This is a genomic window from Pseudoalteromonas sp. S1612 (assembly GCF_005887175.1).
GTDB lineage: Bacteria > Pseudomonadota > Gammaproteobacteria > Enterobacterales > Alteromonadaceae > Pseudoalteromonas > Pseudoalteromonas undina.
In genome coordinates, this window is the sequence record NZ_PNDH01000061.1 from 1 (window position 1) to 13,145 (window position 13,145).

Annotated in this window: 12 protein-coding genes; 3 read left to right on the forward strand and 9 right to left on the reverse strand. The window is 39.9% G+C overall.

Features of this window, described 5'->3' with window-relative positions; all coding sequences use genetic code 11:
- Positions 1 to 146: 146 nt before the first annotated feature.
- Genes recG through asnC form a run of 3 tightly spaced genes read right to left on the reverse strand, consistent with a single transcriptional unit; the run spans position 147 to position 3,472 of the window.
- Entirely contained in the window at positions 147 to 2,228 is a 2,082-nt protein-coding gene (gene recG, locus CWB78_RS17280) for an ATP-dependent DNA helicase RecG (protein WP_138596689.1), read from the reverse strand.
- Between the two features lie 57 nt (positions 2,229 to 2,285).
- Positions 2,286 to 2,972 carry a tRNA (guanosine(18)-2'-O)-methyltransferase TrmH gene (gene trmH, locus CWB78_RS17285; RefSeq protein WP_138596691.1) on the reverse strand — a complete coding sequence of 229 codons (687 nt, stop codon included), beginning with the start codon at positions 2,970 to 2,972 and terminating at the stop codon, positions 2,286 to 2,288.
- A 41-nt stretch (positions 2,973 to 3,013) separates the two neighbouring features.
- Complete coding sequence (asnC, locus tag CWB78_RS17290; protein ID WP_008108204.1) at positions 3,014 to 3,472, reverse strand: transcriptional regulator AsnC; 459 nt, start codon at positions 3,470 to 3,472, stop codon at positions 3,014 to 3,016.
- A gap of 185 nt (positions 3,473 to 3,657) precedes the next feature.
- Between asnC and asnA the strand changes: the two genes are divergently transcribed.
- On the forward strand, positions 3,658 to 4,653 hold the full coding sequence (gene asnA / locus CWB78_RS17295) for an aspartate--ammonia ligase (protein ID WP_138596693.1): 996 nt from the start codon (positions 3,658 to 3,660) through the stop codon (positions 4,651 to 4,653).
- Positions 4,654 to 4,687: 34 nt separating this feature from the next.
- Here asnA and CWB78_RS17300 read toward each other — a convergent pair whose 3' ends face one another.
- The 6 genes from CWB78_RS17300 to CWB78_RS17325 form a co-directional block, all read right to left on the reverse strand.
- Positions 4,688 to 6,292 carry a flagellar assembly protein A gene (locus tag CWB78_RS17300; protein ID WP_109875869.1) on the reverse strand — a complete coding sequence of 535 codons (1,605 nt, stop codon included), beginning with the start codon at positions 6,290 to 6,292 and terminating at the stop codon, positions 4,688 to 4,690.
- 147 nt (positions 6,293 to 6,439) lie between these two features.
- Positions 6,440 to 6,832 carry a deaminase RidA gene (gene ridA / locus CWB78_RS17305; RefSeq protein ID WP_010392969.1) on the reverse strand — a complete coding sequence of 131 codons (393 nt, stop codon included), beginning with the start codon at positions 6,830 to 6,832 and terminating at the stop codon, positions 6,440 to 6,442.
- 12 nt (positions 6,833 to 6,844) lie between these two features.
- Positions 6,845 to 8,950, reverse strand: coding sequence for a bifunctional GTP diphosphokinase/guanosine-3',5'-bis pyrophosphate 3'-pyrophosphohydrolase (spoT, locus tag CWB78_RS17310; protein WP_109875868.1), 2,106 nt, complete (start codon positions 8,948 to 8,950; stop codon positions 6,845 to 6,847).
- Positions 8,951 to 9,077: 127 nt separating this feature from the next.
- Complete coding sequence (gene rpoZ, locus CWB78_RS17315) at positions 9,078 to 9,353, reverse strand: DNA-directed RNA polymerase subunit omega (protein WP_008108220.1); 276 nt, start codon at positions 9,351 to 9,353, stop codon at positions 9,078 to 9,080.
- Between the two features lie 125 nt (positions 9,354 to 9,478).
- A complete protein-coding gene (gmk, locus tag CWB78_RS17320) occupies positions 9,479 to 10,099 on the reverse strand; it encodes a guanylate kinase (RefSeq protein WP_010392962.1) in 621 nt (206 codons plus the stop codon).
- A gap of 117 nt (positions 10,100 to 10,216) precedes the next feature.
- Positions 10,217 to 11,077 carry a YicC/YloC family endoribonuclease gene (locus CWB78_RS17325; RefSeq protein WP_138596695.1) on the reverse strand — a complete coding sequence of 287 codons (861 nt, stop codon included), beginning with the start codon at positions 11,075 to 11,077 and terminating at the stop codon, positions 10,217 to 10,219.
- Positions 11,078 to 11,257: 180 nt separating this feature from the next.
- Between CWB78_RS17325 and rph the strand changes: the two genes are divergently transcribed.
- Positions 11,258 to 11,971 (forward strand): ribonuclease PH, encoded by a 714-nt coding sequence (rph, locus tag CWB78_RS17330; protein ID WP_008111261.1) that lies wholly within the window; start codon positions 11,258 to 11,260, stop codon positions 11,969 to 11,971.
- Positions 11,972 to 11,985: 14 nt separating this feature from the next.
- A complete protein-coding gene (pyrE, locus tag CWB78_RS17335; protein WP_054202965.1) occupies positions 11,986 to 12,630 on the forward strand; it encodes an orotate phosphoribosyltransferase in 645 nt (214 codons plus the stop codon).
- Positions 12,631 to 13,145 lie beyond the last annotated feature (515 nt).

Consider the following 13,145-nt stretch of genomic DNA (forward strand, 5'->3'; position numbering starts at 1 on the left):
TAAATACAAGCAAGCCCGATTCAAGAGTCGGGCTTTTTTACGTCTACAGGAAAGTGAAAACACAGGAGCAAGGTGTAGGGAAATAGTTGTGGTATAGGGAATAACTAGTTGGGAAAATTAATATGTGGCTTTATGCGAATAAGTTACTAAGCTTGTGCGTAATTTGACTTGTTGCCTAACCAGCGTTGAATGAGAGGGTCTACATACTGAGGATATTGCTTCAACATCTGTTGTGCTATGGGTCTAATTTGATTTAAGGTTTGCTTATCTCTTGTTAAGTCTGCAATTTTAAATTCTGCTAAGCCGGTTTGTTTGGTCCCAAGAACTTCACCTGGGCCGCGTATTTCTAAATCACGTTCTGCGATAACAAATCCGTCGTTACTATCGCGCAGTACTCCTAACCGTTTCTGAGCGGTATGTGAAAGTGGTGCATGGTATAAAAGCACGCAGTGAGATGCCGTAGCTCCACGGCCTACGCGGCCACGTAGTTGGTGAAGCTGTGCTAAACCTAGGCGCTCAGGGTTTTCGATAATAATCAAACTCGCATTAGGCACATCAACCCCAACTTCGATCACGGTTGTTGCCACAAGTACATGAATTTTACCCGCTTTAAAGTCGCTCATAATGGCTTGCTTTTCCGTAGCTTTCATTCGCCCATGGACTAAGCCAATAACAAGCTCAGGTAATGCTTCTTTTAGCTGTAATGCACTGTCTTCCGCTGCTTGGCATTGTAGTACTTCAGACTCGTCTATTAGTGTACATACCCAGTAAACCTGTCGACCTTGTTCGTTACAGGCAAGTTTTACGCGACTAATAATGTCATTTCGACGAGTATCAGGAATCGCAACTGTAGTGATAGGAGTCCGCCCAGGTGGTAATTCGTCAATCACTGAGGTTTCTAAGTCTGCATAGGCAGTCATCGCCAGCGTACGTGGTATAGGAGTTGCTGTCATTACTAGCTGATGTGGATAACAATCACCAAAGCGGCCTTTTTCACGCAGTGATAAACGTTGATGAACCCCAAAGCGGTGTTGCTCATCAATAATGATAAGTACAAGATTGTTAAATTTTACTTCATCTTGAAATAACGCATGAGTACCGATAATCATTTGCGCTTCACCTGAGGCGATCATTGCAAGTGTACTTACGCGCTCTTTACCTTTTGTTTTACCACCTAACCAAGCAACCGTTATTCCAAGGCTTTCAAACCAGCTAGAAAAGTTGATTCCGTGTTGCTCTGACAATATCTCTGTTGGCGCCATTAATGCGACCTGGTAGCCTTTTGCTATCGCAGTTAACGCGCTCAGTGCTGCGACTAGTGTTTTACCAGAGCCAACGTCCCCTTGGACAAGTCGCATCATAGGGTAAGCGTGTTGCATATCTGCTTTAATTTCTGATACCACACGGCTTTGTGCATTGGTTGGCGCAAAGGGTAATTGCGCTAAAAATTGTGTTTCTAATGAATTAGTGGGCTCAAGTGCAACGGCTTTAACTTGTTGTCCTTGTTCTCTTACTTTTAATAAACTGAGATTTTGCGCCAGTAATTCTTCAAATACGAGCCGCTGCTGAGCTGGGTGAGTCCCTTGCTCAAGCGCACTTATATCAACATCATTAGGAGGGCGATGCAGTAATAATAACGCATCACTTAACGGTAGTTGCGATGGTTGCCATTGTTGGGGAAGTAGCTCTTCTACTGCATACTTTTGAAGTAATTCTATTGCCTGTTCACTCAACGCCCTAATAGAGAGCTGCTTTAACCCCTCGGTTGTTGAATAGACTGGCGTAAGTGTTGATGATGTTGGTTGTTGTTCAAAAGTGTCGCTAATACTGTATTCAGGATGACTCATTTCAAAGCCAATACGTCCGCGACGTATTTCGCCAAAGCAACGAATTATTTTGCCTGTGCTAAATGCATTTTTTTGTGCTGCGGTAAAATTAAAAAATCGTAGTGTTAACCTACCTGTACCATCATTTATTTGGCAAACCAGCATGCGCCGCTTTCCAAAGGTTATTTGACTGGTTTCAATGGTTGCTTGAACAGTTACGTGGCTATGAGGGGTCAACTCACTAATTGTATAAATACGGGTTCTGTCTTCATACCTAAGCGGCAAATGAAATAGCATGTCCTGTACTGTACTAATACCTAGCTTTAAAAGCCGTTCAGCCATTTTAGGACCAACGCCTTTAAGTTCTGTGATTGGGTATTGGCTTAAGCTAGGTTTAGACAATGTAGGCTCAATTATTATTATTTAGTAAGTTAAGTGTACTGATACACTGTATATGCATCAAGTATGTTTTAACGCCTGCCAAAACTGTTCATCAGCAACAATTTCGCCGTTTTCATCAAGAGCAGGGTAAGGTAGGTTTTTTTGTTTGCATCGCCTTGCAATAATTGGGTGGCAGCCTTCAAAGTACATTGGGTGCTTAATTTCTTCACTCAGCATATTTCTATTGTATAAACCAGCTAGATCACGTTGACGCTGCGCCTCAAATAAAATTAGGGCTGCTGCAACGGATACATTTAACGACTGCACCATGCCTTGCATTGGAATAATGATGTTTTGATCTGCATACTTTAAGGCTTGTGGAGAAATCCCCGTTTTTTCTTGACCGACAATAATTGCAGTAGGTTTGGTGTAATCAATTTCTCTGAAGTCGACAGCATCTTCACTTAAATGCGTCGCTAAAATTTGTACATCAGGATTATGAGTACGCATACTCGCAACGGCATCATCTATGTTTCTGTGAAGATGTGTGTCTAACCAGTTTTTACTGCCACCTGAGGTATTATTGGTTAGCCACTTTTGTTTTTCTGGCCACACGGCATGCACATGATGACAACCAACGGCATCAGCCGTTCTAACAATTGCTGATAAGTTATGGTGTTTGTGTACGTCTTCTAAGCATACGGTAAGGTCGGTTTGACGACGTGAAAGTACACTTTCAATTCTTTGGTAACGAGTTTGCTGCATGGGAGTCCTCTTTTTCGGCAAATTATACGAGATTTTTCACCTTAAGGCACCACTGTTCGACTAATCGGGTTTTGTAATGAGATCAGGGTTTCGGTTGATTGAATGGCTTCTATTGCCTGTATTTTATTGATTAATACATCTTGTAGATGATCGATAGAGCGGGTCATTACTTTAATAAAAATACTGTAATTACCAGTGGTGTAATATGCTTCGACCACTTCCTCTAATGATTCTAATTTTATAAGTGTTTGCGGATAATCGCGCGCGTTGTTCAAATTAATACCAATAAAACAACACACATCGTAACCTAATTGCTTTGTATTAATGGTTAGTTGAGTACCTGTGATGATCCCTGCATGTTTCATTTTTTCGATTCGCACATGAATTGTTCCTGCGCTTACACTAAAGCGTTTTGCTAATTCAGCATAAGGTGTACGCGCATTATCCATTAATGCATGCAGAATCTGTTTATCAAGATTATCGATTTGATAATTTTCCATAGATTTAACCGTCTTTAATTATGGTATTAGTTATTTTTATACCACTTTTTTAATGGTTTTAATATCGTAAAGCTATTTTTATTATGGGATATTGAATTAAATAGTTTAATTGTTACGATAACCTCATTGAAGCGTGATTGTGCGCTAAGTAGTAAATACAATAACTGGGAATGAGGCCAATTATTATGAGTTCACATTATGTGCAGCAGCAGCAGCAAATAAGTAAAGTTAAGCAGTTCTTTTCGCAGCAATTAGAACAAAAACTGGGCTTAATTGAAGTTCAAGCGCCTATTTTAGCTAAAGTAGGCGACGGTACACAGGATAACTTAAGTGGGCACGAGAACGCCGTGGCTGTGAATATTAAAGCGATTGCAGATAGCCGTTACGAAGTGGTGCATTCTCTTGCTAAGTGGAAGCGTAAAATCTTGGGTGAATATGGCTTTTCACAAGGTGAGGGAATTTATACGCAAATGAAAGCGTTGCGACCTGATGAAGATTCACTAAGCCCAATCCATTCTGTTTATGTTGATCAATGGGATTGGGAGCAAGTTATTTGTGAAAGTACGCAGCGTTCGCTATCTACTCTCAAGCAAACGGTTGAAACAATTTACCAAGGTATTAAAGCCACTGAACAATATGTTAGTGCAAGCTTTGGCTTAAGAGCATTTTTGCCAGCTAAAATTACTTTTGTACACAGTGAAGAGCTTCGTAAAATGTACCCTGACTTTAGCGCTAAGCAGCGTGAGAAAGCGATTGCTCAAGAATATGGTGCTGTGTTTTTAATTGGTATTGGCGGAGCATTAAGTGATGGTAAAATTCATGATGTGAGAGCGCCAGATTACGACGATTGGTCAACACCAACATGTGATCAGTATATGGGATTAAATGGCGATATTTTAGTATGGAATCCAATTCTTGAAGATGCTTTCGAAATATCATCTATGGGAATTCGAGTGAGCCCTGAAGTTTTGCAAGCTCAATTGGGAATTACCGGTGACGAAGACCGTTTAGAGTTTGATTGGCATAAAGCATTGTTAGAAAGTAAATTTCCTCAAACAATTGGTGGTGGTATTGGTCAGTCTCGCTTGGCTATGCTGTTATTACAAAAACAACACATAGGGCAAGTGCAGGTAGGTGTGTGGCCAGCGCAAACCTATGACAGTGTAGACGGCTTACTATAAAGAATAAGGGGCTGTTACTAACAGCCCCTTATAATTAAGTTTTAAACTCAATTTCTATTTTATTGTTTTCTAACTTAACATTACTTGGTGGAAAGTTACGAGTTGTTTTAAGTAACTTATTGAATATATGGATTTCCACTCCAGAATGTAAAACGGTATTTACGGTTAAAATGGCTTCATCGAGCATGGTATTTAGTTTTTGCTCTAAACTCGCTATCTGCTTTTCTAGTTGTTCAGCTTGTTGACTATGATGTATCTGAGTTGATCCAATCTTATTCATGAGCTCGCTTTTTTTATCAGCATCTTTAATTAAATCTGCTTTTTCTAATGCAGCTTGTAAGCTATCAACCTGTTCATTTGCAGCTGTTAATTCACTAAAATATCTATCAATATCTTTGGTCATTTGAGTAGCTGAAGCGGCTAAATTAATTGCCATTTTAGCCCCTGATTCGTTACCAATTTCTCCGGCAATTAGTTTAGTGGCATCTAAAATTTCACCTCCAAATAACTTTCCTTTAGGTAGTTCTGATTGACCAATTTGAATTATATTTTTTGCTTTCATTGAGCTGTGGCTGGCTTGGCGGTCAAGCAATATGCTGTTAGCTTCAATGTAGCAATATTGAGAGTGTGAGGCATGCACATCACCTGCGCAAATTATTCTGCAAGACAGTGATTTATCTTCAGGCTTTTGATGGCCAATCACCCCTTGTTTTACAAGTATATCGCCACCGGCGGTTAATTCTCCAGATTCGACTGTACCAAAAACGGTAATGTCACCTGTTGCATTTATCCTCATCCCTGGCTCTACATTTTTACTAACTATTACACTACCTTCAAAGTCGATATGGCCTGTTTTTACAGACACATCGTTAACAGTGAAAATATCGTCAACACGCATTCCGTTATTTATTTCAACAGGCACGCCGGCAATAGTTGAAAGTAATTCCATCGGGTTATTTTTTGATATTTCAGTACCCTCACCTGCAATTAGGGCATGAACTTGCCCTGGTTTGGCTGGTAAAACATCACCTATCACGGTAAACCCTTCTTGACCAGGAGTAGCAGGTTGCTGCTGGATTAGTAATTCACCCGGTTTAACACTTGCTAATTTACCAAAATCACGCATATCAACACTACCATCTTCTTTTAGTTTGGGTGTTTTAAGGCGGTCTTTTAAGGTTTTAACCATGGCTTTAAATTTACTATCTTGGCCGTCAGTAGGTAAACGTCCTTTAGCGAGTGGTCCGCTAACTACAGAGCCCGGAGGAAGCTCAAATTGCTTTTGTAAAAGCTGCTCTAAAAATGCTTGTTTATAACCTCTAGCAACATGCGCTTTCACTAATTCTTTTTTAGCTTCATCAAAACTGAGTGTTGCGCCACCTTTGGCGAGAGTGAGCGTGCCAGTGGCTAGCATTTTATCATCGCTGATTTCAACGATTAAGGTTGCATCGTGGCGTGTTGCAACGACTAAGATTCGTTCAGGTGTTGCACTACTGAAATAGTTATTTATGGCGTCATGATCGATTTCACACTCGCTGTAAGGCGATTGTTCAATTGCTTCAATGATAAAAGCAGCACTGGTGGGTGCAGATTTACTCGTATCGAGCAATACATTGCCATTATGAGCAAGCTTAAACACAAGTTATCCTTTTCTACTACAAAAGTAAGGTTTAATAAAATAACGTGATTACAGAGTGCTAGAATTTTAGTTTTGAGTCAAGAATTCATCAAAGTGTAGCTATAGAATGGGATAAAAGCTATGAGCGGCGCTCATAGCTTATAGAGGTTAGTTTGTTGAAGGAAGTTCCATAATGCCGTCAATTTCTACTTGTACACCTTTAGGGAGTGCACGAACGCCAATAGCTGCACGCGCAGGGTAAGGCTGTTTAAAATATTGGCTCATAACTTCGTTCACAATGGCAAAGTTTGAAAGATCAGTAAGGTAAATATTAACTTTTACTAGGTCTTGAATAGAACCGCCAGCTTCCTCACAAACCGCACTGATATTTTTAAATACTTGATGTGTTTGCTCACTAAAGTCTTCAGAAATAACGTCCATTGTTTCTGGGACAAGTGGTATTTGCCCTGATAAATAAACAGCTGTACCCACTTTTACTGCTTGGCTATATGTACCAATTGCTGCAGGTGCTTTATCCGTTGATATAAATGCTTTATTCATGATGTTCCTATTTTATTTTTTACGATAGACTTTTTGTACATCGGGCATAACACGTATGCGGCGCATAATATTGGCGACATGAATACGGTTTTTAACTGTGATCCCTAAGTCTATCACGTATAAATTACTTTCTTTTTCATCGGTAGCTATTTCTACAATATTGGCCTGCGTAGTGGCGACCACATTGGTTAATTTAGCCAGCGCACCTTGGTGGTTAATGATTTCTACTCTTAAAGTCGCTATATATTCTTTTTCTGGATTATCATCCCATTTTACGACTAGGTATTTCGAACGATCATTTTCCCAACCACGAATATTTTTACACTCTTGGCGATGAACGGTTAAACCTTTACCTTGGCTAACATGGGCAGTAATAGCGTCTCCAGGTACAGGACGACAACATTTAGAATAATTAACCAACATGCCTTCGGTACCAATAATAGTTGCCTTGGCACGCTTTGCGATGTCGTTTAAATCATCATTGTCGTTTTGTAACAAGCGTTTAGCAATCAGCATACTCATTAAGTTACCTGAGCCAATCTCTACTAGCAGTTCTAAGGTAGAGGAAAGCTCATGCTCTTCAAGCACTCGTGTAATATTTTCAGCTGGCAGGTTATCAAATTTGTTTTCCCCTAGCGCTGAGTCAAGTAAGCGACGACCAAGTAATAACGCTTCTTCATGCTGTTGACTTTTAAGGTAGTTGCGTACGCCTAAGCGTGCTTTGCCAGTAACAATAAAGTTAAGCCATGTTGCGTTAGGGTGAGCGCCTGAACTGGTAATAATTTCTATTGTTTGCCCCGTATCAATGGCTTTACTTAAAGGATAAGGCTTGCGGTTCACACGTGCACCGACACAAGTATTACCTACATCAGTATGAACGGCATAAGCAAAATCAACCGCTGTTGCACCCATAGGAAGTTCAATAATCCGACCATCTGGGGTAAAGACATAAATTTCTTCTGGGAATAGCTCTGTTTTTACATTCTCTACAAATTCAAACGAGGAACCTGCGCTTTGTTGTAATTCCAATAAGCTTTGCATCCATTGGCGTGCGCGCTGTTGTGCAGTATGACCCGCATTATCACCCGACTTTTTATACATCCAGTGAGCTGCGACCCCTTTATCAGCCATGTGATCCATATCTAAAGTACGAATTTGAATTTCTACTGGAATACCATGCGGGCCAACTAAAGAAGTATGTAATGATTGGTAACCATTAGTTTTTGGTACAGCAATATAGTCTTTAAAGCGGGTTTCAATTGGCTTATATAAGTTATGAGCTACACCAAGTACGCGATAACAGGTATCCATAGAGTCTACTGCAATACGAAATGCGTAAATATCCATGACTTCGTTAAACAGCAGCTCTTTGTTGAGCATTTTTTTATAAATACTGTATAGATGCTTTTCACGGCCTGATACGGTCGCTTTTATGCCAGATTCTTCAAGGCGAGCTTCAATTTCAGTTTGAATATTTGAAATAACTTCTTTGCGATTACCACGCGCTTTAGCCACTTCCGATTTAAGTGCACGATGACGCATAGGGTACAGTGCTTGAAAACCTAAATCTTCTAGCTCATTTTTTATATCGTGAATACCTAAGCGATTAGCAATTGGTGCATAAATCTCAAGGGTTTCACGAGCAATACGGCGGCGTTTATCAGGACGAAGTGCGCCTAATGTGCGCATGTTGTGTGTTCTATCAGCTAGCTTGATTAAAATAACCCGAATATCTTGGGTCATTGCCATAATCATTTTTCGATAGTTTTCAGCTTGGAACTCTTTTTTATCTTTGAAGCTCAATTTATCAAGCTTGCTCACACCCTCTACGAGTTCTGCTACTGTTTCACCAAATATTTCAGCTAAATCTTGTTGGCTAAAATCGGTATCTTCAATCACATCATGCATGAGTGCTGCCATGAGCGTTTCATGGTCAAGATGCATGCTTGCTAATATTTGAGTGACTTCAACGGGGTGAGTAATGTAAGGCTCGCCACTTGAACGAGTTTGACCCTCATGAGCCTCTCGGGCTACCACGTAGGCTTTTTGAACTAGCTCAACATCGTCTGCTGGCAAGTATTTTGAGATTTTCTTTTTAAGACCTTCAAAAAGATACATTCACACTCCAATGTTCTCGTGAAGCAAATAAGTTAGGATAAGTTACGAATATACGATGAAAACAAAGGATTGCCAACGGCTATAGTTGAAAAACTATGCCGTTAGCTAAATCAGACCGGGCGGTTGATTATTGGTTGCCACCAACAATGGCAGCAACAGCAGCTAGTTCTGCCGCTTCTTGATGTTGTTGTTCTTCACGGTCAATAACATCCATTGAAGAATTATCAACTAAACCAAGTTCGATTTCACGTAAAGCAACAACTGTCGGCTTATCGTTCTCAGGATCTACTAGTGGATCTTTACCACCAACAGCAATTTGGCGGGCACGACGGGCCGCAACTAAAATTAAGTCAAAACGATTACCAATTGCATCTACTGCATCTTCAACTGTTACGCGAGCCATCTTAGCACTCCAAAATAATTTAAAAGCAAAGGCGTAGTTTACTGCACGCAGCAAGTTTCGCCAATAGCCAGTGGTTAATTTTTATCTATTTTAAGGCATGAACCGAAAATTAATCGTAATTTAGATTACTTGAGCAGCTCATTAATTAAAGTTTGATGACGTGTTGTTTGTGCTTTTAGCGTTAATCGCTGTGCAATTACTATGGTTTCTAAATCGCATAGAGCAGTATCAAAATCATCATTCACTACAACATAGTCGTATTCGTTGTAATGAGAGGTTTCTGATTGAGCTTGCGCCATTCGACCTGCAATAATTTCAGCAGAGTCTTGGCCGCGATTATTTAAACGTTGCTCTAGTTCTTGTTTTGATGGCGGAAGAATAAAGATAGTTTTTACGTCGTCCATTATTTCTCGAACTTGGCGAGCGCCTTGCCAGTCAATATCTAAAAATACATCAATACCTGCGGCGAGTTGCTCTTCAATCGCTTGCTTAGAAGTACCGTAATAATTGTCAAATACTTGTGCCCATTCAAAAAAATCATCTTTGGCAATCAGCGCTTTAAATTCATCAACTGATACAAAATGGTAATGTTCTGCATTGTTTTCACCAGGGCGCGGTGCGCGAGTAGTGTGCGATACCGATACTTTCATATCAGCATGCTTTTTCAGTAATGCATTTATTAAGCTAGATTTACCCGCCCCAGAAGGTGCCGATAAAATGAATAAGTTTCCGCGAGAGTGTGCCATTATGATCTCTATTTTTAAAATAAATAGGCTTGAGTTATAAATAACTCAAGCCTTTAATTACAACTATTATACTTTATTTAGCTAATTGTGCTCAAGTGAGCCAAAAAGCATTATGCGTTATTCAATATTCTGAATTTGCTCACGCATTTGCTCTATCAATACTTTTAGCTCAACTGCAGCATTGGTGATGTCGCTGTTGATTGATTTAGAGGCTAGGGTATTTGCTTCACGGTTAAACTCTTGCATCATAAAATCTAAACGACGACCACAAGCGCCACCTTTATTCAAAATTTTGCGTGTTTCTTTAACATGCGACTTTAAACGATCAAGCTCTTCTGCTACATCCTGCTTTTGTGCAAGGTAAATCAGTTCTTGTTCAAGGCGTGACTCATCAATATTTGTTGTTAAATCTTCAAGTTTTTGTACTAACTTTTCACGTTGCCATTTAGTAATTTCTGGCATGTGTGCTTCAACGATATCAACTTGTTCTAAAATGGCGGTTAATCGTGTAGCTATCATTTCTTCAAGGTTTGCACCTTCATCACCACGTGCAGATTTAAAGTCTTCAATTACTTGGTCAAGGCCAGTAATGAGTGCCGTATTTACACTATCCATATCAATTTCTTGCGCTTCCATAACGCCAGGCCAACGTAAAATATCAACAGGATTAATATCACCATTGCTTTGTTGTTGAACCCACTTAGCACTGTTAATTAATTGCTCAGCAAGAGATTGATTAATTGATAGTTCACCCACATGTGCAGGGTTCGCTACAAACTTTAAGAAAACTTCGACCTTACCACGCTGTAAGTGCTTACGCAGACGCTCGCGGATAACGGGTTCCATGCCACGAAATTGCTCTGGTGCACGAATAAAGGTTTCAAGATAACGTTGGTTCACTGAGCGAACTTCCCACGTGCCAGTGCCCCATTCGCCTTTTATTTCGCGACGCGCATAAGCTGTCATACTGTGGATCATGGATGTTTTCCTACATTTTTAAATACAATATTACGATTATTATACCGTAACACTGCCCAAGCTCTAAAGAAAATTTAACACTGCTGAGTATTTTTTAAACACACTTTAATATAAATCAACATGGCATCTGTATTCACATCAACATATAATGTGGCAAATTCAGAATTAAGGGGATCGTCAATGCGTCCAAGCGAAAGAACACCTAATCAAATTAGACCGGTTACGTTTACACGTAACTACACTTTGCATGCTGAAGGTTCAGTATTGGTAGAGTTTGGCAACACTAAGGTACTTTGTACTGCGACAGTTGAGGCTGGCGTACCACGCTTTATGAAAGGCCAAGGTAAAGGTTGGGTAAACGCAGAATATGGCATGTTACCGCGCGCAACACACACACGTAATAGTCGTGAAGCAACGCGAGGTAAGCAGGGCGGTCGTACAATGGAAATTCAGCGTCTGATTGCTCGCTCTTTACGTGCAGCAATCGATCTAAAAGCACTCGGTGAAAACACAATTACTATTGATTGTGATGTAATCCAAGCTGATGGTGGTACACGTACAGCGTCTATCAGCGGTGCATGCGTTGCGCTAGTTGATGCACTAACGTATATGCGTGCAAAAGGGATGATTAACTCAAACCCGCTTAAACATATGATCGCTGCTATTTCTGTTGGTATATATAAAGGCCAAGCGATTAGCGATTTAGAGTATTTAGAAGATTCTGACGCTGAAACTGATATGAATGTAATTTTAACTGAAACCGGTAAAATTATTGAGGTACAAGGAACCGCTGAGGGTGAACCTTTCTCGTTTGACGAACTTGATGAGCTACTTACACTCGCTAAGCATTCAATTCGTGAAATTATTGATGTACAAAAGCAAGCACTAGCATAAATAGGTAACTGGCAATGAAAGAATATCAAAAAGAGTTTATTGAGTTTGCTTTAGAAAAGCAGGTATTAAAGTTTGGCGAGTTTACCTTAAAGTCTGGCCGTACAAGCCCTTACTTCTTTAATGCGGGCTTGTTTAATACAGGTCGTGACTTAGCGCGCTTAGGTCGCTTTTATGCAGCGGCACTTGAAGATGCAGCAATTGAATATGATGTACTATTTGGTCCTGCTTATAAAGGTATTCCAATTGCAACAACAACCGCAGTTGCGTTAGCTGATCATTATAATAAAGATGTACCTTATTGTTTTAACCGTAAAGAGAAAAAAGCACACGGTGAAGGTGGTAGCTTAGTTGGATCTGAGCTTAAAGGTAAGATCATGTTAGTTGATGATGTGATCACCGCCGGTACAGCTATTCGCGAGTCAATGGAAATAATTGCGGATAATGGCGCAGATTTAAGTGGTGTTTTAATTGCACTTGATCGTCAAGAAAAAGGTAAAGCAGAGCTTTCTGCTATACAAGAAGTAGAACGTGACTTTAATACCCAAGTTACTTCTATCGTTAAATTGGCTGATTTAATTAGTTACCTAGAGCTCCAAGGAACTATGGATGAGCATTTAGCCGCGGTAAAAGCTTACCGGGATCAATACGGTGTAGCATAAATAGTAGCCTCGCAAATGCGGGGCTTTTTTTTGCCTAAAATAGAGCAACAGTAACTCCTACTTATATTAAGGCTTTGATAATACATATACACAAAAGCCACCTTCAGGTAAGCACTATTAATAGCCGTGATTTTATTAATACTGTGGTATCACTCTTACCTACTTCAATTCACCGTAGTAACATTAACAGTATGCTAGCTGCAGCGTCTTATTTTCCTGACTTTGTTATATATGGGATCGATTCGGGTAAATTATTGCTAGTGATCATTATGATCATCTTAGTTGCGAGTGTTTTAATAAAGCTTATTCAAGTAGATATAACGGTTAAAAGCTTAAGTTACGTGTTTGTTGTTAATAAATTGATAGTTATGTTGTGTTTTTAGCACCTATCGTTCAAATATCCAGCGAACAGTCATTTATTTCAAGTTTTCTTCAAAAAAGGGTTGATCTGTTTTCGGATCTCCCTATAATGCGACCCCACTGAGACGGCAGAGCGCAACGCTTAGCGAGGCACC

Bases quoted from the DNA above. Each gene is read 5' to 3' on its own strand.
- trmH (WP_138596691.1), bottom strand. From the start codon at position 2,972: ATGCAGCAAACTCGTTACCAAAGAATTGAAAGTGTACTTTCACGTCGT.
- asnC (WP_008108204.1), bottom strand. From the start codon at position 3,472: ATGGAAAATTATCAAATCGATAATCTTGATAAACAGATTCTGCATGCA.
- asnA (WP_138596693.1), top strand. From the start codon at position 3,658: ATGAGTTCACATTATGTGCAGCAGCAGCAGCAAATAAGTAAAGTTAAG.
- ridA (WP_010392969.1), bottom strand. From the start codon at position 6,832: ATGAATAAAGCATTTATATCAACGGATAAAGCACCTGCAGCAATTGGT.
- spoT (WP_109875868.1), bottom strand. From the start codon at position 8,950: ATGTATCTTTTTGAAGGTCTTAAAAAGAAAATCTCAAAATACTTGCCA.
- rpoZ (WP_008108220.1), bottom strand. From the start codon at position 9,353: ATGGCTCGCGTAACAGTTGAAGATGCAGTAGATGCAATTGGTAATCGT.
- gmk (WP_010392962.1), bottom strand. From the start codon at position 10,099: ATGGCACACTCTCGCGGAAACTTATTCATTTTATCGGCACCTTCTGGG.
- CWB78_RS17325 (WP_138596695.1), bottom strand. From the start codon at position 11,077: ATGATCCACAGTATGACAGCTTATGCGCGTCGCGAAATAAAAGGCGAA.
- rph (WP_008111261.1), top strand. From the start codon at position 11,258: ATGCGTCCAAGCGAAAGAACACCTAATCAAATTAGACCGGTTACGTTT.
- pyrE (WP_054202965.1), top strand. From the start codon at position 11,986: ATGAAAGAATATCAAAAAGAGTTTATTGAGTTTGCTTTAGAAAAGCAG.